Genomic DNA, 23,502 nt, shown 5'->3' on the forward strand with positions numbered 1-23,502 from the left:
ATGCTGTAAACCTCGCATGTGAGATGCTGAAACGAGTTCAGCATGACATTCTATTGGTTTATGCTCAAAAAATGAAAAAAAGTTATAGCTATCTAATACCCGCCCTTTTGGTGCTCGGCGCCTGCGCCTCAAAAAAAGCAACTACAACAACAACATCCTCAGCAAATACAGCATCCGTTGCTAATGGCAACACCTCCATTACTAATGATGGTAAAATATGGGCCTCGTTATGGCAGCAACGAGCTGCCGAATACCGGGCTTTGTGTTTTCAGGCATATAATATAGCCAAACAACGTGTGGACGAAGGTGTAAAAAAGGTAAGTACAAAACCGCTGGCTATTGTGACCGATATCGACGAAACTTTGTTAGATAATAGTCCCTATGATGCAGCCCAGGGTTTAAAAAATCAGGATTACAGCGATAAAACCTGGAAACAGTGGACAGATAAAGCCCAGGCAGATACCGTACCCGGTGCTCCCGCCTTTTTTAAATACGCGGCATCCAAAGGTATCACCATTTACTATATCACCAACCGTAACGAGAATGAGCGCGGCGCTACGCTGTATAACCTGCAGAAATATGCCATGCCCAACGCCAATGACGAGCATTTGTTTTTAAAAAACGGCAACTCCAGCAAAGAAGAGCGCCGCCAGGAAGTATTAAAAACGCACGAAATATTGCTGCTCTGCGGCGATAACCTACCCGATTTTGATATGCTGTATGACAATCATCCTACCGAAGAAAACCGTACCGCGATAACCCAAAAACTGCAAAAAGAATTCGGCAGCCGCTATATCGTGATCCCGAACCCATCATACGGTGATTTTGAAGGCGCGCTGTTTCAGTATAACTATAAGCTGAGCCCTGCGCAAAGGGATTCGATTATCCGGGCTAAAGTAAAGGCCGACAGGTAGATACGGCTTACGGCGAACGATGATGACACCGCAGATAAGGATATTCCTTCAAACTTTTTGGGTTTACACTGTAAACCCAAAAAACGAACTAAATAATTTATAATTATTTGATTATCAGTTATATAAATTAGTGTTAACCGCAAAAAGTGTAAACCATGTAAACCCACTTTTGTAATTGGTGTGGTAATGTGGAAATAACATTGATCGTAAGCTGAAAGACTAATTTATTAGGCCATTGGGTAAATACAGGTACCTGATCTGCTCACAGTTTAAACATTGAGCTTTACCTCAGCCAAAGCGTGTCTCCCTTTTAATGATGCACCAATTGAAATATTTCATCCACTGCTTTTGGATAACCACCGGCCGCTCTAAAAGAGTCGGCAATTTTTTCGATCGCATTCCGGTAACCGGGTTCGGTTCGTACAGTATTGACTGCATTTTTAAGTTCCTCTGCCTGTAGCTGATTAATGTCCAGCGTTATAGTGGCGCCAAGTTCGGTTGCACGGGCTGCCAGTAGTGGCTGATCTGCCCCCATGGGCAAGCTAACGAAGGGTACTTCATTGCTGATCAGGTCGCTCATGCTGTTCATCCCCGCATGGGTTATAGCTACGTCAGTATGTTTCAATAGCGCGTTCTGCGGTACATAATCCCGCACGATGAAATGATCAGGGAACTGGATGCCGGTTAAATCAACACCATGTGCGGTCATCACTACCACGCCGTCCCAATCGATAAATGCTTCTCTGAAAATAGAGTACACTCGTGTATCGAAGCCACCAAAAACAGTTCCCAATGATATATAAAGTACGCGCTTATTGGCCAATCTCTCAAAGGGGAAATCCATATCCTCCTTGCGCTCATAAATTGGAGGCCCTACAAAACGGCAGGTTTCGTCAAGATAATCAGACGGCGGGGGCGGGGCAAAGTAACGCGACGTATAAACCAATTTCAGCGGACTGGGGTACAGCATAAGTTCCATGGGATGGCTGGGTAGGATGATGCCGTAGGTGGCCTTCAGTTCATTCGCCACCCGGTCATAATCAGTACGGATACTATCGGGTAAGGGGAAATTAGCCACTTGCTTAAACCTATCGAGCCCGGCAAAAACCGCAAGTGAAGAAACTGAGGGGATATTCAGCAATTGCACTATTGCGCCCGTAAAAGGGAAAGCCGCCGAATGAATGAGGTAGTCGAATTTAATTCCCGCGGTTTGTTTTAGGATACCGGCTATTACAGAGGGCGCTTTATTGGCCACACTCATCAGACCGCCGCCTTGCCCCGGTTTACCGCCTTTGAAAATATCCAGGTCTTCGTTGTATGCATAAAAAACGGCGCCAGCAGCTTCGATCTTCGCCCTAAAAGTTTCCGACGCGAAATAATGCACTGTTTCACCCCGGAAGGTCAATTCAGCTACTAACCCTAAAGTTGGGTTCACGTGCCCATGCGAGGGCATCCCTAAAAATAATAAGTTCGCCATAACGATGAAGACGAACAGGCATGGGAAATATTTTAAGTTATTTGTGAATTAATTTAATGAGGACCTATTTAACCTAAAAAGGTACATCATAAATAATGCAGTGGTGATAACACAAGCTTGAAGAAATGCGTTTTTTAATACTTTAAGGCATCTTTATTATACCTGTTACGATATTCTAAAGGCGACATTCCCGTAATTTTTCTGAACACCTCGCGGAAGGCTTTTACATCCAAATAACCCACTTCGTACATCACTTCGTTAATGGTTTTGCGGCTGGTTTCCAATGCCTTTTTGGCCGATTCGATCTTCACCCTTTGCGCGTATTCGATAGGTGTATTACCAGTTGCTTTGATAAACCTACGATCAAAGTTGCGGCGGCCGATCGAAAAGCTGGATGAAAGTTCTTCTATCGATAGCTTCTCCTGTAACTTACTTTCAATAAAGGATTGAGCTTGTTCTACCATCTCGTCCCCATGAAGTTTTTGTCCGGTAAATATGGCAAATGACGATTGGCGGTTCCTGTCCATCTCTATCTGGAAGATCTTGGAACAATAAATAGCTGTTTGCCGATCGTAATATTTCTCAACCAGGTATATCATCAGGTTTAAAAAAGAATAAGCGCCACCATTAGTATATATTCTGTTTTCGTCCGTTATGAGTTGATCGGCCATTAAACTTACATTGGGGAACTGTTGCCTGAAGGCATCTGCATGGGCCCAATGCGTAGAGCAACTCCGGCCATCAAGCAAACCCGCTGAAGCCAGCGTAAATGTGCCCGAACACATACTGGCTATGTCGGCACCCGCTTTGTATTGCTGCCTTAGCCACTCCAGGAGCATTTCATTTTCTTTACCTTCCTTTTGGTAAAACGGAATAGATGAAGGAATAATGATCAGGTCGGTTTTTGTTATGGATGAAATATGGGCTTGTGGCTGTACCGTAAATATTCCCCCGGATATCTCCTCCCGGGTAGTTGTACCCGCTAATTGAACGATAAACAATTCTTCTTTGCCGGTTCTCTTATAATAGCTGTTGGCAACGTCAAATATTTCAAAAGCGCCCGTTATGCAGGCTATTGTACTATGATTACTTCGTTCTCCGGGAAAGATGATAGTTACATTTTTCATGCCGCTGTTTTTTGATAAAGATAATGGTTAGTGATGTCTATATCAACCCCCTATGATGTCTATATGGCACCCGGAAAAAGCCGGTCATGCACAATACTTTTGATGGTAAGAAAAAACATACATCACATTTTCACTTATTTATCTCACTGCAATATGAAACCTTTAATTATTTATCTCACAACAATTATAACCCTGTTAAATGTAAAACCCATGCCAAAGCAAGATTATACAACCTCTTTCCTGGTCAATCAAAGTCCTGAGCAGGTATTTAATGCCGTCAATAACGTTCGCGGCTGGTGGTCAGAGCAAATTGATGGCCCAACCGATAAACTAAACGCAGAATTCAACTACCACTACAAGGAAGTACATCGCTGCAAAATGAAGATCACCGAATTTGTTCCCGGCAAAAAAGTGGTTTGGCTGGTGGTGGATAATCATTTTGATTTTACCAAAGACAAAACCGAATGGAAAGGAACGCAAATAGTTTTTGAAATTGCCAAAAAGGGCGACAAAACGCAGCTCACCTTTACGCATATTGGTTTGGTACCGGCTTATGAATGTTACAATATCTGTTCAGATGCATGGGGCAACTATATCAACGGGAGTTTAAAAGCCCTGATAGAAACAGGTAAAGGCAAACCTAACCCATATATTCCGGCTATTAATAGCGCAGAAACATTGAAAGGAGGCCAGCATGACTAAGCAAGATTTCACAATCAGTTTCCTGGTTGATCAAACACCAAAGGAAGTTTTTGATGCCACCAATAATGTGCGCGGCTGGTGGACAGAAGGTGTGGATGGTAACACTGAAAAACTTAACGATGAATTTTCGGTTCGGTTTTGGGATATACACTATTCCAGGCAAAAGCTCATCGAGGTTATTCCTAACACCAAGATCGTTTGGTTGGTAACCGATAGTAAGCTGACTTTTATTGAAGATGAAGCTGAGTGGACTGGTAACCAAATCGTTTTTGATATAACCAAACAAGGTAACCAAACAGAGTTGCGCTTTACACAAGTTGGTTTATTGCCGGACATTGAGTGTTTTAAAGACTGTTCCAATGCCTGGACCGGATATATCACTGGTAGCTTAAAAAGCCTGATCACCACGGGTAAAGGAAAACCAACCACCATAGAAGAATTGAGTAAATAATTAATGCAGAAAAAGTCAATATTAATCATTTGCGTTAATCAGGATGCAGGTTAGCTTCTATTTAATACGCTTATTTAGGTCGATGATCCCAGAGTGGCCAAAGTGAATAAATGCGCGATAAATAAGTGTCGCATATCGCCCCAAAAAGGTCGTAATAACACGCTATTGCTGTAATAATGCTGCTATACCTTTACATAACTTAAAACACAAAAACCAATCACGTAATTAAAGCATTATGAAAACTTTAAAAATTATATCTATACCTGCTGTGCTGTTCATGATCATCGCTTTTAACAGCGGTACCCGGGCGGCAACTTTACCAAAAACAAATAAGGATGTTAAAACGGCCGGCGTTGTCGGAAATTATGCGATGATAAATGGCATAAAAATGTATTATGAAACGGCAGGCAAAGGAGCTCCTGTGGTGTTACTTCATGGCGCTTTATCAACCATCGATAAGGACTTTGGTAAAATAATCCCGGAATTGGCAAAGGATCACCAGGTAATCGGTATCGAGATGCAGGCCCACGGACATACCGCAGACATTGACCGCCCCTTAAGCTATGAAGCGATGGCCGGTGATGTGGTAACGTTACTACAGCAATTAAAAGTAACCAATGCCGATTTTTTGGGTTACAGCCTGGGTGGAGGTGTTGCACTGCAGGTAGCTATTACTCATCCCGAATTGGTTAGGCATTTGGTTTTGGCCTCAACATCTTATAGCCCGGAAGGTGGTAATATGGCAAATCCGGATGGGTTGAGAGCTAAAAAAACGGAGGATGTGAATCAATCTGTCTGGAGAAAAAACTACAATAAGGTTGCTCCTGATTCTACAAAATGGCCTAAACTGCTCCAAAAGATGTATGGCTTAATGGGTACATGGAAAGGCTTCCAGGCAAGCGATATTAAAAATTTAAAACCGCCTGTGCTGCTCATATTTGGCGATGAGGATCTGAGTACTCCTGAGCACCAGATAGCTATGTTCAGGCTTTTAGGCGGAGGTAATTGGGGCGATCTTTATGAGTTACCGAATGAACAACTGGCAATTCTTCCCGGCACGTCACATGTAACTGTGGTTGACCAAACTGATCTTTTGATCCCAATTATTACCCGGTTTTTGAAAACACCACCTGTTAAGTAGAATAAAATAGCTATACCAGACGGTAACACCGCTCACAAGCAGAATGACAACGTTTAGCAAGCAAACCCTGACGGTATTCTGCCAGGAAATGCGTATATTTGTATACAAACACAGCCCGGTTTTCCTGATCAAAAAGGAGAACCGGGCTGTTTGGTTAAGGGAAAATATCACCCAAAAATCAATCGTTTGGTATGTAGTTATTTGATAATTAATAAATTAATACTTTTTAAACTTTTCAAAAGCCATCAAGAATTTGTTAAAATTTGTTAAAATCGATGGTTTTGAGTGAGTTTAGAGCATTTTTCAATTGTTTTTGCCCGGTTTTTAAGCAAAAAAGTGTTAAAATAAAGGGTTTAAAAAGTTTTTGTAACGGCGCACGGCTATTGTAATATTCAAGATATAACTTATATTTATCCCTAATAAGTTATTCAATAGCTTATAAAAAAATAGCATTTAAAACTGTCGGCAAAACAGAAAAAATGTTGAAACGGTGTCAAATATTGCAACAAAGTGTGTTTATGACACAAATAAATTGCAAATTTGCGGTCTGCATATATTCAGTTAAATCCCTGTTTAACGATGAGTGAAAAGACGATATTGGTTTGGTTCAGAAATGACTTACGGATACACGATAACGAAATTTTGTTAGAGGCTATACGTAAGGCCGATAAGGTGCTGCCCGTATATTGTTTTGATCCTTACTACTTTCAGCATACCTCATCCGGAGCTTCAAAAACGGGTAATTTCAGGGCTCGCTTCCTGTTAGAAGCGGTTGCCGATCTGCGTAAAAATTTACAGGGCTATGGAGCCGAATTGATCATCAGGACAGGCAATCCAGCCGAAATATTGCCACAATTAGCCGAACAATACCAGGTAAGCGAAGTATATCATCACCGGGAGGTGGCTTATGAGGAAACCGAGATATCTGAACAGGTAGAAACCGCTTTGTGGAAGCTGAAGCTTAATCTGAAGCATTTTATCGGCCATACACTGTATCATAAGGAAGATCTGCCATTCCCGATCAAGGATATTCCGGATAGCTTTGCTGTGTTTAAAAAGAAGGTGGAGCGCGATAGTAATGTACGCCCATGTGTAGCTACGCCTGAGCAGATCATCGTTCCCGAAATAACCGATGCCGGCGAATTGCCAACTTTGCAGCAATTAGGCCTGGATGAGCCCATTGATGACCCTCGCGCTACCAACTATTTTCAAGGCGGAGAAACTGCGGCTTTGGTGCAGCTGCATCAATATTTTTCGCAAAGTGAACAGGCGGTTAAGCCAAAAGGCTCCAAGGGCGGCACTAATAATTCGTCAAAATTATCCCCATGGCTTTCAGTAGGTTGTATATCGCCAAGGCAGGTTTACTGGGAAATATTTAAACATAGCGGCGATAGCTTCGCGCAAAATGCCAGCATGCTGAAACTGGAATTGCTTTGGCGCGACTATTTCCGGTTTATGTTTAAAAAACACGGGCAAAAATTCATCAAAGCCAAAAATGAGGAAAGTGATGAAGCTGATATAGCTGTTAACGAGCTTGAATTTAACAAATGGGCCCACGGCGATACCGGCGTTCCGTTTGTTGATGCCTGTATGCATGAACTCAATGCTACCGGTTATATCTGCAACCATTGCCGCCAGATAGTGGCCTCCTATCTTGTACATGATCTTAAAGTCAACTGGACACTCGGCGCGGTTTATTTTGAAGAAAAACTGATCGATTATTCACCTGCCAGTAACTGGGGAAACTGGGCATTTATTGCCGGGGTGAACGACGCTAAAGAAAGCAAATACGCCATAGCAGCCATGCAGCCAAAAGATGCCGACAGCGATTTTGTAACCACCTGGCAATACTCCACCATTGATGAAGCCGGCGATCTGGTAGGGGCATAATTCAATATTCACTGCTTCTATTAAACTATTTCCTCAATTCGGTATCTCATAATATCATTTTAGTCGTTATAACACAGATATTAGGCATATGTAAATTTCTTTACAATTAATTATGAAGTATATAAGCCTATATGCTTACTTTTGTACCGTTTTAAAGATCAGTTTCTCATGGATCGTCTCAATTATATCAATAGCGGCAACGCAGACTACATTAATACCCTATACGACAGCTACAAACAGGATCCCGAATCGGTGGATTATGGATGGCAGAAATTTTTTGAAGGTTTTGATTTTGGCAAGGATACACAAGCCCCTGTCGGAACAACCGCGCCAAGTGTAGGTGACAAAACTCCTGATCACTTTTTAAAAGAGATCAATGTACTCAATATGATTCACGGGTACCGTTCACGCGGTCACCTGTTTGCCAAAACAAACCCGGTACGTGAGCGCCGTCATTATTTCCCCGGTAAAGAACTGGAGACTTTTGGTCTGAGCGAAGCCGACATGGATACCGTGTTTAATGCCGGTGTTGAAGTTGGTTTGGGTGCTGCCACCCTGCGCGATATTCGCCAGTTATTGGAAGATACCTATTGCCGTGCCATTGGTGCCGAGTACAGATATATCCGTAATCCTATCAAACTAAAATGGTTTGAAGACAGGATGGAGAGCAACCGCAATACGCCTTCATTTACGGTTGATGAAAAGAAATTGATGCTGAACAAGCTCAATGAGGCGGTAACCTTCGAGAACTTTTTGGGAACCAAGTTTTTGGGCCAGAAACGTTTTTCACTGGAAGGAGCCGAAGCGCTGATCCCTTCATTGGATTCGGTAATAAACAAAGGTGCCGATCTGGGTATCGAGGAGTTTATCATCGGTATGGCTCACCGCGGCAGGTTGAACGTGCTGACCAACATCATGGAGAAAACCTATAAAGAGGTATTCTCTGAGTTTGAAGGTAAAAATTTTGATTCTGAAACACCTTTTGGTGGCGACGTTAAATATCATCTGGGTTTCTCGACCGACGTGACTACCTCCAACGGTAAAAAAGTTCACCTGAGTCTTTGTCCAAACCCATCGCACCTGGAAGCGGTTGACCCGGTTGTAGAAGGTATCACCCGTTCAAAGATCGATTTTAAATATAATGGCGACCATAATAAGATCGCCCCGATATTGATCCATGGCGATGCTTCGGTAGCAGGCCAGGGAATTGTTTACGAAGTATTACAAATGGAAAAACTGGATGGCTACCGCACAGGTGGTACCATTCACCTGGTGATCAATAACCAGATTGGTTTTACCACCAATTATAAAGACGCCCGTTCAAGTACTTATTGTACTGATGTGGCCAAGACTGTACTTTCACCAGTTTTCCACGTAAATGGAGACGACGTTGAAGCATTGGCATACGTAGTTAATCTGGCTATGGAATACCGCCAGGTATTTAACGAGGATGTGTTCATTGATATCCTGTGCTACCGTCGTTACGGTCATAATGAGTCTGACGAACCAAAGTTCACCCAGCCATTATTATACAAAGCTATTGAGGCTCACCCCAATCCACTGATCATTTATAACCAAAAATTAGTGGCCGAGGGCAGTGTTGATGCTAATCTGCTTAAATCAATGGAAAAAACTTTCCGGGATGAACTGCAGCAAAAACTGGATGAATCAAAAGCCGAAGAAAGATTTACCGAGACCATCGCCATGTTTGAAGGCGCTTGGAGCGGATTGCACTTAGCCAGTCATAAAGAACTGGTATCGGCTGTAGATACATCGGTGCCTAAAGAAGAAATCATCGAGATCGGTAATAAGATTACGGCTTTGCCTGCCGATATGAGCTTCTTCAAAAAGATCGAAAAACTATTTGAAGATCGCCGCTCAATGGTAAATAATACCCAGGTATTTGACTGGGCCATGGCCGAGTTGCTGGCTTATGGTACACTGTTAAAAGACGGTTATCCGGTAAGGTTAAGCGGCGAGGATGTTAAACGTGGTACGTTCTCTCATCGTCATGCAGTATTAACTTTGGTTGATTCTGAAGATGAGTACACTCCGCTGGCTACTATTGATACCGAAGCTAAACTAAGCATCTTTAACTCTTTGTTGTCTGAATACGGTGTTTTAGGGTTTGAATACGGCTATGCCCTGGCAAACCCTAATGCCTTAACCATATGGGAAGCCCAGTTTGGCGACTTCTTCAACGGCGCGCAGATCATTGTTGACCAGTACATCGCCAGTGCCGAAACTAAATGGCAGCGTGGTAATGGTTTGGTTATGCTGTTGCCGCATGGTTATGAGGGACAAGGTCCTGAGCACTCCTCAGCGCGTGTAGAACGCTTTATGGAGCTTTGTGCCGATGACAATATCCAGGTAGCTAATTGCACTACACCGGCCAACTTCTTCCATATCCTGCGCAGGCAGATGCACCGCGATTTCCGCAAGCCGTTGATCATCTTTACACCAAAAAGCTTGCTGCGCAGTCCTAAGTGCGTGTCGCCGATTGATGAATTTACCAATGGTAAATTCCATGAACTGATTGATGATACTTATGCTGATGTTAAAAAAGTAAAACGCGTATTACTTTGCACCGGTAAAGTGTACTATGATCTGCAGGAAAAACAATTGACAGACAAACGCAAGGATGTAGCCATCGTACGTGTAGAACAATTATACCCTACGCCGGTTGTTCAGATATTAAAAATTAAAGCCAAATACGATAAAGCCACCGAGTTTATCTGGGTACAGGAAGAACCCGAAAATATGGGTGCATGGCCGTATATATGCCGCAAGTTCCATAACGATAAGGTGATCAACCTTAATGTAATTTCGCGTATCGAGGGCAGTAGTACAGCTACCGGTTTTGCTAAACAACATGCCGCGCAGCAAGCGTATATTGTTTCCAAAGCATTTGAAGCACCTGCCGGTAAAGCAGTAAAAGAAGCGATAAAAAAGACAACAAAAAAAATGGCTGATGCCGGAGCGGATTAAGTTCCGTTTCCTGTGGCGAGTTTCGGGGTGCGGGTGTTAAGTTACCAACTATTTAAACAAACCTCGCAACAGGCAACCCGCAACTAAAAATATTAAATCTACAAAACTAAAATATGAGTTTAGCGATCAAAGTTCCGCCGGTAGGCGAATCAATAACAGAAGTAACCCTATCAAGCTGGAAGAAAAAAGATGGCGATCACGTGGAAATGGATGAGGTTATTGCCGAATTAGAATCAGACAAAGCCACTTTTGAATTGACTGCCGAAAAAGCAGGAACCCTAAAAACATTGGCCAATGAAGGTGATACCTTGGCTATTGGCGCTATTGTAGCCAATATTGAAGAAGGTGCCGGCGGCGCCGCTCCTGCAAAGGAAAGCGCTCCTGCAGCTCAACCACAGCCCGAAGTTGTGGCTAATGCACCCGCTCCGGCTCCGGTGGCCGCTGCTCCTGCGCCTGCCACAGGTGGATCTTTAGAAATTAAAGTGCCTACTGTAGGCGAATCGATAACAGAAGTTACTTTGTCACGCTGGATCAAAAAGGATGGCGATACTGTGGAAATGGATGAAGCACTGGCCGAACTTGAATCAGATAAAGCGACATTTGAATTAACCGCCGAAAAAGCCGGTGTGTTAAAAACTATAGCTAAAGAAGGCGATGTACTGCCTATCGGCGCGGTTGTTTGTACCATTGAGGGTTCGGGTGCTGCTGCTCAAACTACTCCGGTAACACCTGCTGTTGTAAGCGCTACTGATGAGTCGCCACGTGGTGGCGCACCAACTACGGCTGATGGCGCGGTAACCTATGCATCTGGTACCCCTTCACCTGCCGCTGCAAAAATACTGGCCGAAAAAGGTGTTGATCCTAAAGGTGTAAATGGCACAGGTGTTGATGGCCGTATCACAAAAGGTGATGCCCTAAACGCGCAAGCTGCACCGGCAAAACCTGCTGCCCAACTTGCTGCTTCGGCTCCTGCTGCTGCACCAGTAGTTGCCGGCGAAAGAAGCGAGAAACGCGAAAAAATGACCTCACTGCGTAAAACAGTGGCCAAACGTTTGGTGGCTGTTAAAAATGAGACGGCCATGCTTACTACCTTTAACGAGGTGGATATGCAGCCTATCATGGAACTGCGTGGTAAATACAAAGATAAATTTAAAGAGAAACATGGCGTTGGTTTAGGTTTCATGTCGTTCTTTACCAAAGCGGTTACCGAAGCTTTGAAAGATTGGCCTGCTGTTGGCGCCCGTATTGAAGGCGAAGAAGTAGTATATAGCAATTTTGCTGACATCTCTATCGCTGTATCGGCTCCAAAAGGCCTGGTAGTTCCGGTGATCCGTAATGCAGATAGCATGAGCCTGGCCGAAATTGAAAAGGAAATTGTGGTATTGGCCGGCAAAGCCCGTGAAAATAAACTAACTATTCCGGAAATGACAGGCGGTACATTCACCATCACCAACGGTGGTGTGTTTGGATCAATGATGTCAACCCCGATATTAAACTCGCCGCAATCGGCTATATTGGGTATGCACAACATCATTGAGCGCCCGGTTGCCATCAACGGACAAGTAGTTATCCGCCCAATGATGTACCTGGCATTATCTTATGACCACCGTATTATTGACGGTCGTGAGTCGGTAAGCTTCCTGGTACGTGTAAAACAATTACTGGAAGACCCAGCAAGATTATTATTAGGGGTTTAATTATTCCCATAATCATATTTAAAAAGGCCCGGTATATGCCGGGCTTTTTTTGTTTGTCTGAATCAGAATTTACAGAATTTAAGAATTGACAAGATAACAGTGCAGTCCTATCATTCGGCTAATTCTTAAATTCTATAAATTCTGATTCAGACCACTAAGGGTTACCTAAATCCCTTTTTTGGTATCAATAGTAACCAAAAAAATTAACAACAACATGAAAACAAAAATTTTATTGCTGCCATTGGCGGCCGTCTTGCTGCTGGGCGCTTGTAAGGGTTCAGGTTCAGGGTATAATGCTGATCAAAAGGCTGATAACGCGGATACTGTCAGATCATCGGTTGTTGATACTTCCGAAGCATCGAAGCTGGTGAAAACTGCGGATATGCGATTTAAGGTGAAGGATGTGCAGCAAACTGTCGAAAATATTGCTGCGCTTACTACAAAATATAATGGTATAGTCATGCACCATCAAATGCAGGCTACTACAGAGCGGAGTCAGGATGTGCGTATAAGTAACGATTCAGTTATGCACATAACCTCATTTACCCGCGTTGCCGATATGACTGTAAATATTCCTCCCAATCACCTGGAGGATTTTATACTTCAGGTGGCTCGTATAGGGTTATATGTTAACTCCAGCAAAATGGATATTGACGATAAATCACTTGAATATCTGTCGTCCAAATAAAAACAGAATAATAAAGCCGCGTTTGTTGCCCGGAAGAACAGAAACAGTGAGGATGCTGCCGCCGCACTAACGATTAAAGATGATTTAGTTGATAGTAAAATAAACAATCTTAAAATAGATAAGGCTGTGAAATTAAGTACCCTAAGCTTGAGTTTCTATCAAAACAATGGCATCGTTAAAGAGGTTGTTGCCAATGATGATCCATCGGCTTATCAATTACCTGTTTATAAGAGGTTTTTAGGCGCTTTAACCTATGGTTGGTCGCTTTTTGCCGAATTGGTTATTGGGTTGGCTAATGCATGGGTATTTCTCGTGTTAGGAGGTGTGAGTACCTGGTTGTTGATCCGTTATTATAGAAGAAAACATCCTGCGATACCCGGCGCAATAAAATCCTAAAAATTTGGTGGTAAATTCCGTAAACATTTCTATTTTTGCCCAACATTAAACAAAGTACCATGGATTCTACACAAAACGCTAATTCAGAACAACATTATAAAGTATTGGTTTTAGCTATCGTTATCGGCATGACAGGTGTTTTCATTCGTTTTGCTGGTGATGAAAATTCAACCTATTTTTCATGGATAGCCAACTTGTTACTTATTGTAGGTGTGGCAATCGGCTTAAGAACCGTTTTCAGGATCATCAAGTAATTAGCGGATCATAAGATATGTAAAAAGCGTCGCGGATTCCGTGACGCTTTTTTTTATGCCGCTCAGCCCCCTGAAGAAGGGAGAGTTTTTAGTTAACGCGTTTCACGGGGCCACCTACCGTTGTAGAATAAAATAAATCAGGTCATCCCGAATTTATTTCGGGATCCCACAAGCAAAGCCGTCGATATTAAGGATTACACCGTGCTGCAGGCCGTCTTGAGAGATCCTGAAACAGGTTCAGGATGACATACTTATACGCCAGGGGGCTTACTTAGGCCTGTACTTGGATTGATTCAGTATTTTCTGCGCGTCCTTTTCGGCCATTAATTGTGGCAGGGTAATTTCCGGGTGTTTGTCCATGTATTCCCTAACGATCTGCCAGCCGGTCCACACGGCCAGTTTTGGAGCCGACTCATTTTTTTCACCAAGGCCGGGAGTGAAGGGGGCCTCTGTAAAGTATTTCTGAATTTTAGGATAATCCGTTTCGTAAAGCAGGTTTTCTTCTAAAAAATATGCCCATATTTTCCCCTTAAAATCCTCGCACCATTTGAGTTGCTGGGTGGAATATCCAATTTTGGTGGTGTCGCCAACATCAGGTAATATCTGATCCATAAAGTACATGATCTTGCCATTGTATACCATTTTCTCCAGCATCGATTTGTTGTTGTCATCTTCCGGGAACATATCTTCGCGGGCAATACCTTCAACCACGCGCGGTGTAATATTTTCGGGCGTAAAATGCCTCGATAAATAATGCGGGAAGGCATTGGTAAGCGCAGGGTAAAACCGCGAATCGGCACCCAGGAACAGATCGAGCCCAACGGCAAAATAGCCATCGCCAATAGAGGTTTGCGCCTGGAAACCCGAAAAATAAGCATAAACCTTGGGCAGCCTTTTTTGCGGATAGTAGTATTTGATGTATTTAAAAGCCTGTGTAAGGCTGGCATTCTGCGCATCCATATTGGGGTAGGCGGCATCTACGTCGTGTTTCAGGTCGATGTATGCTTTGCCTTTAAAAACTTCGTGGAGGGTTTTAAAATAGGCCGTATCTGTGGTAACACCTGCCTGTAATATACGACTGATAAAGTCCTGGTAAAAGGTGCCATATTTTTGTTGCAGGAATATAGCCTGGGTGCTCATGGGTTTGGTACGCATGGCATCAAAATCCTGGTCAAAACGTTCTACTTTAACTTCTACCGGAATATTGCTTACATCAACCTTTTTGTTGCGCCCGCATGACGCGAATATCAGGGCGATGGAAAAAATTAAGTAAATTTGCTTTGCTTTGAGCCGGGGGTTTATCATCTTTATCCTTTGAGCAAAAATAATTTTTATTTGCATTAATACGTTACTATACAGTCTATGAATCCATCGGGAGTTGCTAATAAAAAAATAAATACAACTCACGATAGCTTCATCACCAAAAAAAATAAATATAATTGATGAAAATCGCATTAGCCCAGCTTAACTATCATATAGGTAATTTCGAATCGAACACAGCCAAAATTATCAACCATATACAAAAGGCCAAACAAAACGGTGCCGATCTGGTGGTGTTTGCCGAATTGTGCGTTTCGGGCTATCCCTCACGTGATTTTTTGGAGTTTGATGAATTTATTGACCTGTGCGAAGATTCTGCCAGAAAGATAGCCGCGGTTTGTACCGACATAGCCTGCATCATAGGTTTACCAACCTATAATCATAAAGACGAAGGGAAAGATCTGAATAACTCTGCCTACTTCATCGAGAACGGCCAGGTAAAGGCTGTAGTGAATAAAGCACTGCTGCCTAACTATGATGTATTTGACGAGTATCGTTATTTTGAACCTTCCACGGAGTTTAACTGCATTGAATTTAAAGGCAAAAAAATAGCGCTGACCATTTGCGAGGATCTGTGGAATACCATCGAAAATCCGCTATATATCACCCGGCCAATGGATAGCCTCATCCATCAGCAGCCCGATGTAATGATCAATATTGCGGCATCGCCATTTTCTTATAATCATGACGAAGAGCGCATTGCTATTTTGAGTGATAATGCCAGTCGTTATCGGTTACCCCTGTTGTATGTAAACCAGATTGGCGCGCAAACGGAACTCATATTTGACGGCGGATCGCTGATTTTTGATAATACCGGTAAGCTGATAGACGAAATGCCGTATTTTGAAGAGAACCTGGCTTACTATACCTTAAATAACGACGGCTCACTAAGCTTTGATCACCCTTCAACGCTGAAAGCCGAACGCCCTGCTGATATTGATCAAATACACCAGGCCATTATATTAGGTATCCGCGATTATTTTCATAAATCGGGCTTTAAGCAGGCTATTCTTGGTTTGTCTGGTGGTATCGATTCGGCAGTAGTGTGCGCGTTGGCTGCTGAAGCTTTGGGTGCGGAAAATGTGATGGCGGTATTGCTGCCTTCGCGTTTTTCTACCGATCACTCCTTAAAAGATGCCGAAGACCTGGTGAACAACCTGGGTTGTAAAAGCGAATTGGTGCCGATCAAAAACATCACCGAAGCCATTGAAACTGCGTTACATCCGCAGTTCAATAACCTGCCATTCAATATAGCCGAAGAGAATATTCAATCGCGCAGCCGTGCCATATTGCTGATGGCTATGTGCAATAAGTTTGGCTATATCTTATTAAACACCAGTAATAAAAGCGAAGCCGCTGTAGGTTACGGCACTTTATATGGTGATATGTGCGGTGGGATATCGGTAATTGGTGATGTTTACAAAACACAGGTTTTTGAGCTTGCCCGTTACATCAATCGTAACCAGGAAATTATCCCCATCAATTCTATCATCAAACCACCATCGGCAGAACTCAGACCCGATCAAAAAGATACCGACTCGTTACCTGAATATGATATTCTGGACAAGATCCTGGCCGAGTACATCGAGAATCGCCGTTCATCAAGCGATATCATCAAAATGGGTTATGACGAAGCTACTGTTCGCCGGGTGATCAGGCTAACTAACCTGGCCGAGCACAAACGTTATCAAACACCACCTATACTCCGAGTATCGCCAAAAGCATTTGGTATGGGCCGCAGGATGCCTATTGTAGGTAAGTATCTGTCATAATCATCCTTAGAAAAGCATGCCATTTTGTTACAAAAGTGGGTTTACACTTTTTTGAGTAAATAAAATTTAAACAATTGATAATCAATTGTTTAAATTGATGTTAACCCTGAAAAGTGTAAACCATGTAAACCCACTTTTTTGTCAATTTGGCCATCCATAAGCCAAAACCATAAATCAATTTGCGGTTAACATATCATCAGTGATCCTAACAAGTGGGTTCGGCGAAAGCAGATGTAGCAGACAGTACTCGCCCTGCCGATCATCAAAGTATATTATTAAGTTTCCATAGCTTTTGTTATATACAGATATTTAATACTCTTTAGTAGTTGAGCTTTAATAACTAAGGGAATATTTATAGATTTAGGGCTGTAAAAACGCCTATATCTCAGATCGATGAATAAATCTTACACAGCAATTTGTATATGTCTTTTATTGCTGTGTGCAACAGCCCGGACTTTCGCCCAACAAGTATTAGTAACTGATGCTAAGCGTGCCGAATTGTCCCGCTTTTCAAGCCAATTACGCAGCAGTTATGACGCCAGTCATCAACGGGCCTTATCATTAGCGGCAAGTAAGGGTTGGCAGGTACAGCGCCGTACCAGAAATGGTAACCTGGTATCATTACAAGGTGTTAATGCTTTAGGTTTTCCTGTTTATCTCATTACGCATAACAATACTACATCGGCGGCTACAACGGGTACCAATGCCGTACAGCCTGGTGGTTCGCTCGGGCTTAGTTTGTCGGGTTCCAGTACCTTTTTGAATAATAAGCTGGCCATTTGGGATGGCGGCTCTGTATACACCGCCCATCAGGAATTTGCCGGTAAAAGTATCACTATTAAGGATGGTTCATCGGTACTTGATCATACCACTCACGTGGCGGGTACTATGATTGCCAGGGGAGTTTATGCCCCGGCCAAAGGTATGGCCTTTAATACACCCACCCTGCAATCATATGATTACAATAATGACGTAGCCGAAATGAGCGCGGCAGCATCGGGTTTATTATTATCCAACCATTCCTATGGGGATGAAGCGGGCTGGAATTTTAATGATGCCAGTAACCGCTGGGAATGGTATGGTTTGCCCGGTGATTCGGTTGATTATACTTTTGGCTTTTATGACACCCGCGCCCAATCATGGGACAGAATAGCCTATAATGCGCCCTACTATCTCATTGTGGAATCGGCCGGTAACGCCCGCTCAAGCAATGGCCCTGCTGTGGGCGCTGATTACTATGGCTACAAAAGCAAAACCGACCAAACCCTGGTTGATAAAGGGCCGCGGCCAGCAGGTATCAGCAATAATAATGGTTATGATATTATCAGCACCACCGGCAACGCTAAAAATATATTAACAGTGGGCGCTATAAACCCGTTACCATATGGGCCAAGTAGCCGGCAAGATATCAGCAGCGCTTTTTTTAGCAGCTGGGGCCCAACGGATGATGGCCGTATCAAACCTGATATTGTGGGTAATGGGGTAAATGTATTATCCGTAGGTGTAGCTAATCCTACTGCATACCTTACACTTTCCGGCACATCTATGGCGGCTCCCAATATTACCGGTTCCTTGTATCTGTTGCAGGAATATTACGCGCAAAAAAATAATGGCTCCTTCATGAAGGCGGCCACGTTAAAAGGATTGGTGTGCCAAACCGCTTTTGATGCCGGTAACGTAGGTCCCGATTATATTTACGGTTGGGGTGTGCTGGATATGAAAAAAGCGGCCCAGGCTATAACTGATAACGGGACTAAGAGCCTCATTAGCGAAAATTCCCTGCAACAAGGGCAAACTCAAACATTTCATGTGGTAGCCTCGGGTAATGATGTTTTGGCGGCTACCATATCATGGACAGATCCTGAAGGGACACCCAGTGCCGATGGAACTATCAATAGCCGTACGCCAAAACTCATCAACGACCTTGATATCAAAATCAGCGATGGTACAAATACCTACAATGCCTGGGTACTCAACCCGGATGCGCCTGCCTCACCCGCTACTACCGGCGACAATATCAGGGATAATATAGAGCAGGTTTATATCACCAATACCACACCCGGAAAGAGTTATACCATCACCGTATCGCACAAAGGTACGCTGAAACAAGGGCCGCAGGCTTATTCACTTATAGTTACCGGTGCCGGTGGCACGGCCTATTGCGCATCGGCTCCACTGTCTAATGCTGATTCGCGTATTGATAATTTGAAGCTGTCAAATATCAATAATACTCCTGCCACCGGTTGCAAAAGTTATTCAGACTATACCAATTTAACCGTTCAGTTAGAGCAGGCAAAAACCTATCCCTTGAACATTACTTTGGGCACCTGCGGCGGTAATTTTAATAAAGCCGCTAAAGTATTTGTGGATTGGAACGGCAATGGTGTTTTTGATGCGAATGAATTGGCTGCCACTACCGCTGTGATTAGTAGCACTGGAACGTTTAGCGGTAATATTAAGGTGCCTGGATCTGTAATACCAGGTAATTATAGCCTGATGCGTGTAGTACTAACCGAAACAAGTGATACCGCCACCATCAAAGCTTGTGGCAGCTATGCCAAAGGCGAAACACAAGATTACCGGGTACAATTTTTACAAACCAGTATTGACGCGGGTGTAGTGGCTATCGTTAACCCGGGCTCAAGCGGTTCATGTTCGGCAAGTTCGCCTGTTACCATCAGGCTTAAGAATTTTGGAAGCGCGTCTATCTCCAATATTCCGGTTACGGTTACCATTACTGCACCGGATAATACCAAAACCACCTATACCGAAACCTATACAGCAACATTACAGCCCTTGGTTGAAGACAATTTTACCTTTAGTCAGCAGTTTAACGCTGTAGCGGGTGCTACTTATACCATAACCGCCACAAGTAACCTGGCCAATGATCCGGTTGTGGCCAACAATACGATAACCGCTACTGTAGCCATCAATACCCCCGCGGTAATTGGTAATCTTAGTGCTTATTACTGTACCGATAGTAAGCAGTATTTGTTATCCGGCTCTGGTGATGGTACTTTACTTTGGTATCAAAATATAAATGATGTTATACCGATAGCGTATGGTTCCGCCGCTATTACTGCGCAACCACCGGTAAACAATACATACTATGCAGGTATAAATGATTTTAAAGGCTCTGTAGGGCCTGCTACCAAAAGCGTTTTTACTGCAGGTGGCTATAACCAGTTTACCCCGGGAATGACAGTGAATACCAAGGTACCCATGGTTATTCAAAGCGCTCGTTTATACATTGGCAACTCCGGAAAAATAACATTCAATGTAAATAACAGTAACGGACAAACAGTATCAACCACAACTATTGATGCGCAGGCTACCCGAACTACCCCCCAACCAGGTGAACAAGCGGATGACCCCAATGACCAGGGAAAAGTATATGACCTTAACCTGGAACTGCCCGCAGCCGGCGATTATACCATATCGGCTGCGTTTGATGCCACGGCTACTATTTACAGGAGCAATGGAGGGGTGCAAGGCTACCCTTTCAGTATAGGGAATATATTTAGTATTACCGGTAATAATGCCACACCAGATGGGCCGCCAGATGCCAATTATTATAAAAACTTCTATTATTATTTTTATGATGTTAAGGTGCAAAGCCTCGGCTGTAAATCGGCAGCCCGGCAGCCTGTTAGTTTCTCCAAACCGGTTATAACACAAACCAATAATACGTTAAATTCAAATTTTGCCACAGGGAATCAGTGGTTTTTAAACGGTAAAGCGATAATTGGAGCTAAAGGAAAAACCTACGACCCATTGCAAAGTGGCGACTATCAGGTGGCGGATACTTTATCAGGTGGATGTGTGGCGATGTCTGATATTTATACCTATGCACGTACCGTTGAAAAGCCCGATGATGCTACAGAAATTGGTTTATCTGTATTTCCTGTGCCGGCAAGCACGCAGCTTAACGTGATTTTCTCGTCAAAAAACGCTGCCGATCTTAAATTATCATTGATCAACCCGGTTGGGCAAATGGTATATCTTGATGCACGATCTATACCACAAGGGAATTTCAGTAAAGTGATTGATGTTTCAAAACAGATACCGGGCATTTACATAGTAAAAGTACTGCTGGGGCAAAAGATATATGCCCGTAAAATTATAATTGGCAGATAATCATTACAGGTTTAACAACAAAATAAAAAGCCTCCTGTACAGGAGGCTTTTTATTTAAATGCCCTTTTGGCTATTTTAAAAAGTATATTTTAATCCCAGCCCTGGCGCTATATCAAAAAATGGACCCCGGGCCAGTTCAAGGCGTGGGTTAAGATCGAGACTGATGGCAATAGGGGCGGTTGGTATTTTGTATTCAAGGCCGAGTGTTGCATCGGCACCAATCAAAATATGTTTGCCATTATAGTATTCATCATCGCCGCCTATGCGTTTGTAATAGCCGCTGCCTACCGATCCCAGGTGGCCACCAAAGCCATAGTAAAAATTAAGCTTATCAACACCAAAGGCCTGCGAATGTAATTCATATAATCCCGTTACTACCACACCATGGTCACGTATACCGATAATACCCTCCAGTGCTGCGCTATTATCCATAAAATATTTTATAGATGGACCTACTTCGTAAGCGCCAAATTTTAACCCAACCGCTGTTTTGTAATCCTGTGCCTGTGAACGTTTTCCTATTAATAAGAACGAAACTGAGAAAAATAAAATGTAAGCTAATTTTTTCATGAAGTGATTTTAAGTTAATGAATTTGCTTATTGTGCTTGAAAAACGTCCTGTTTGTTGAGGCGGTTCAACTCGCACATATCCTGCAAATAAACGGCAGATTTAAAATTTTATGGCATTTTTATTAAAAAACTGTATCCGTTAAATTTTATCAGGCTGAAAATCAGTGTTAAATATTGATTACTCAAGAATGGTATTATACCCGCAAATGGATTATTTTAGTGAAATATCTCACCATGATAAAATGAATAATATAAACCTAAATAATAGAATAAGCTTCAGCATGATTTTGGCGGCGTTGTTTTTTGTGCCATTAGGATGCGTACAAAAACGGCTGGTAACCAATACCCGGGGGGGATATTATAATGGCATGGTGGTGTGCGCGTACCCGGATGCGGCAAAAGTTGGGATTGATATACTCAAAAAAGGTGGTAACGCCGTTGACGCTGCAGTAGCTGTGCAGTTTGCCCTGGCCGTTAGCTATCCTGATGCAGGTAATATAGGTGGGGGAGGTTTTATGGTATATCGCTCCAAAACCGGCGAAACCAACACCCTTGATTTTAGAGAAAAAGGCCCGGCCGGGGCTAGTGCCAATATGTATCTTGACGCGGCAGGTAATGTGATACCCAATATGAGCCTGTACACGCACAAGGCATCTGGTGTACCCGGCTCAGTTGATGGTATGGTACAGGCTCATCAAAAGTATGGTAAAATCAAATGGGCCGATCTGGTACAACCCGCCATCGACCTGGCTCGCAACGGCTTTAAAATAACCAAACCCTTTGCATATGAATTGAACCATCTAAAAGCGCAGATCGAAAAATTAAACCCCGGCAAAACTTATTTAATAAAGGATGCCGAATGGCATGAGGGCGATATCCTGGTACAGGAGGATCTGGCTAAAACCCTGGAGCAAATACGCGATAAGGGTCGCGAAGGATTTTATGACGGCATAGTTGCCGACCAGATAGTTGCTGAAATAAAGACCGGCGACGGCCTGATATCCAAAGCCGACCTGCAAAATTATCATTCTGTTTGGCGCAAGGCCGTTATTGGAAACTATAAGGGATATAAAATTATTACCATGCCACCACCATCAAGCGGAGGCATTGCGTTGCTGCAATTGCTGCAATCGGTCGAAAAATATCCCTTAAAGAGATGGGGCTATAATCAGGATTCAACCGTAAGATTGATTGTTGAAGCCGAACGCCGGGTATATGCCGACCGTTCGAAATACTTTGGAGATCCTGATTTTTACAAAGTACCTGTTGACAGTTTGCTGAAACCCGCTTATATATCATCGCGCATGAGCAATTTTAGCTGGGATGCGGCCACGCCGAGCAGCAGTATACAGCCAGGCACTTTTGCTGGTTATGAAAGCGATCAAACCACCCATTATTCCATTGTTGACCATGAAGGTAATGCGGTATCCATCACTACAACCTTAAATGATAGCTATGGTTCCAAAATATTTGTGAAAGGAGCCGGCTTTTTACTAAACAATGAAATGGACGATTTTAGTTCGAAACCAGGCGTGCCCAATATGTACGGATTGGTAGGCGGGAAGGCTAACAGTATACAACCGGGCAAACGTATGCTATCATCAATGACACCCACTATTGTTGAAAAGGACGGTAAATTATTTATGGTAGTGGGCACTCCCGGAGGTTCAACTATTATAACTTCGGTTTTTCAAACCATCATTAATGTAATCGAATTTGGTCAGGATATGCAGCAGGCGGTAGCATCCAAACGTTTTCATCACCAATGGTTGCCTGATGAAATAGCTGCCGAAAAGGGAGCATTGGATAGCTTGACCACAATAAAATTGCAAAGCAAAGGATATAAAATAAACAACAGACGCGGTATTGGCCGGGTTGACGCCATTTTGAAAACCACGCAAGGTTACCAGGGAGGGGCAGACCCACGCGGAGATGATACAAAGCTGGGTTACTGAGTTTGCAGTTATTAGTGGGCAGT

General features: G+C 43.2%; 18 protein-coding genes. 14 read left to right on the forward strand and 4 right to left on the reverse strand.

Features of this window, described 5'->3' with window-relative positions; all coding sequences use genetic code 11:
* Positions 1-71: 71 nt before the first annotated feature.
* On the forward strand, positions 72-914 hold the full coding sequence (locus tag FHW89_RS25405; RefSeq protein WP_172337867.1) for a 5'-nucleotidase, lipoprotein e(P4) family: 843 nt from the start codon (positions 72-74) through the stop codon (positions 912-914).
* Between the two features lie 310 nt (positions 915-1,224).
* Here FHW89_RS25405 and FHW89_RS25410 read toward each other — a convergent pair whose 3' ends face one another.
* Positions 1,225-2,391, reverse strand: a complete 1,167-nt coding sequence (locus FHW89_RS25410; RefSeq protein ID WP_172337868.1) for a macrolide family glycosyltransferase — start codon at positions 2,389-2,391, stop codon at positions 1,225-1,227.
* A 134-nt stretch (positions 2,392-2,525) separates the two neighbouring features.
* Positions 2,526-3,518, reverse strand: coding sequence for a GlxA family transcriptional regulator (locus FHW89_RS25415; protein WP_172337869.1), 993 nt, complete (start codon positions 3,516-3,518; stop codon positions 2,526-2,528).
* A gap of 210 nt (positions 3,519-3,728) precedes the next feature.
* Between FHW89_RS25415 and FHW89_RS25420 the strand changes: the two genes are divergently transcribed.
* The 10 genes from FHW89_RS25420 to FHW89_RS25465 all read left to right on the forward strand — a co-directional run bounded on the left by FHW89_RS25420 (position 3,729) and on the right by FHW89_RS25465 (position 13,725).
* Positions 3,729-4,220 (forward strand): SRPBCC domain-containing protein, encoded by a 492-nt coding sequence (locus FHW89_RS25420; protein WP_172337870.1) that lies wholly within the window; start codon positions 3,729-3,731, stop codon positions 4,218-4,220.
* Positions 4,213-4,671: an SRPBCC domain-containing protein gene (locus FHW89_RS25425; RefSeq protein ID WP_172337871.1), complete on the forward strand. Its 459-nt coding sequence runs from the start codon at positions 4,213-4,215 to the stop codon at positions 4,669-4,671. The genes FHW89_RS25420 and FHW89_RS25425 overlap by 8 nt, the downstream gene beginning before the upstream one ends.
* Before the next feature lie 235 nt (positions 4,672-4,906).
* On the forward strand, positions 4,907-5,812 hold the full coding sequence (locus tag FHW89_RS25430; RefSeq protein WP_172337872.1) for an alpha/beta fold hydrolase: 906 nt from the start codon (positions 4,907-4,909) through the stop codon (positions 5,810-5,812).
* Positions 5,813-5,855: 43 nt separating this feature from the next.
* Positions 5,856-6,017: a hypothetical protein gene (locus FHW89_RS25435; RefSeq protein ID WP_172337873.1), complete on the forward strand. Its 162-nt coding sequence runs from the start codon at positions 5,856-5,858 to the stop codon at positions 6,015-6,017.
* Positions 6,018-6,391: 374 nt separating this feature from the next.
* A complete protein-coding gene (locus tag FHW89_RS25440) occupies positions 6,392-7,702 on the forward strand; it encodes a DASH family cryptochrome (RefSeq protein ID WP_172337874.1) in 1,311 nt (436 codons plus the stop codon).
* A gap of 168 nt (positions 7,703-7,870) precedes the next feature.
* Positions 7,871-10,690, forward strand: a complete 2,820-nt coding sequence (locus FHW89_RS25445; protein ID WP_172337875.1) for a 2-oxoglutarate dehydrogenase E1 component — start codon at positions 7,871-7,873, stop codon at positions 10,688-10,690.
* Positions 10,691-10,803: 113 nt separating this feature from the next.
* On the forward strand, positions 10,804-12,387 hold the full coding sequence (gene odhB, locus FHW89_RS25450; RefSeq protein WP_172337876.1) for a 2-oxoglutarate dehydrogenase complex dihydrolipoyllysine-residue succinyltransferase: 1,584 nt from the start codon (positions 10,804-10,806) through the stop codon (positions 12,385-12,387).
* A 214-nt stretch (positions 12,388-12,601) separates the two neighbouring features.
* Complete coding sequence (locus FHW89_RS25455) at positions 12,602-13,075, forward strand: DUF4349 domain-containing protein (RefSeq protein WP_172337877.1); 474 nt, start codon at positions 12,602-12,604, stop codon at positions 13,073-13,075.
* 126 nt (positions 13,076-13,201) lie between these two features.
* Entirely contained in the window at positions 13,202-13,471 is a 270-nt protein-coding gene (locus tag FHW89_RS25460; RefSeq protein WP_172337878.1) for a hypothetical protein, read from the forward strand.
* Between the two features lie 59 nt (positions 13,472-13,530).
* Positions 13,531-13,725, forward strand: a complete 195-nt coding sequence (locus FHW89_RS25465; protein ID WP_172337879.1) for a hypothetical protein — start codon at positions 13,531-13,533, stop codon at positions 13,723-13,725.
* A 267-nt stretch (positions 13,726-13,992) separates the two neighbouring features.
* Here FHW89_RS25465 and gldB read toward each other — a convergent pair whose 3' ends face one another.
* Positions 13,993-15,030: a gliding motility lipoprotein GldB gene (gene gldB, locus FHW89_RS25470; RefSeq protein WP_172337880.1), complete on the reverse strand. Its 1,038-nt coding sequence runs from the start codon at positions 15,028-15,030 to the stop codon at positions 13,993-13,995.
* A 137-nt stretch (positions 15,031-15,167) separates the two neighbouring features.
* Between gldB and FHW89_RS25475 the strand changes: the two genes are divergently transcribed.
* Positions 15,168-16,817 (forward strand): NAD+ synthase, encoded by a 1,650-nt coding sequence (locus tag FHW89_RS25475; RefSeq protein ID WP_172337881.1) that lies wholly within the window; start codon positions 15,168-15,170, stop codon positions 16,815-16,817.
* A gap of 393 nt (positions 16,818-17,210) precedes the next feature.
* Positions 17,211-20,954: a S8 family serine peptidase gene (locus tag FHW89_RS25480; RefSeq protein WP_172337882.1), complete on the forward strand. Its 3,744-nt coding sequence runs from the start codon at positions 17,211-17,213 to the stop codon at positions 20,952-20,954.
* Positions 20,955-21,029: 75 nt separating this feature from the next.
* Here FHW89_RS25480 and FHW89_RS25485 read toward each other — a convergent pair whose 3' ends face one another.
* A complete protein-coding gene (locus FHW89_RS25485; protein ID WP_172337883.1) occupies positions 21,030-21,524 on the reverse strand; it encodes a hypothetical protein in 495 nt (164 codons plus the stop codon).
* 242 nt (positions 21,525-21,766) lie between these two features.
* On the opposite strand from FHW89_RS25485, the gene ggt reads away from it, so the two are divergent.
* Positions 21,767-23,479, forward strand: coding sequence for a gamma-glutamyltransferase (gene ggt / locus FHW89_RS25490; protein ID WP_172337884.1), 1,713 nt, complete (start codon positions 21,767-21,769; stop codon positions 23,477-23,479).
* Positions 23,480-23,502: the final 23 nt, after the last annotated feature.

The organism is Mucilaginibacter sp. SG564 (genome assembly GCF_013149275.1).
Classification (GTDB): Bacteria; Bacteroidota; Bacteroidia; order Sphingobacteriales; family Sphingobacteriaceae; genus Mucilaginibacter.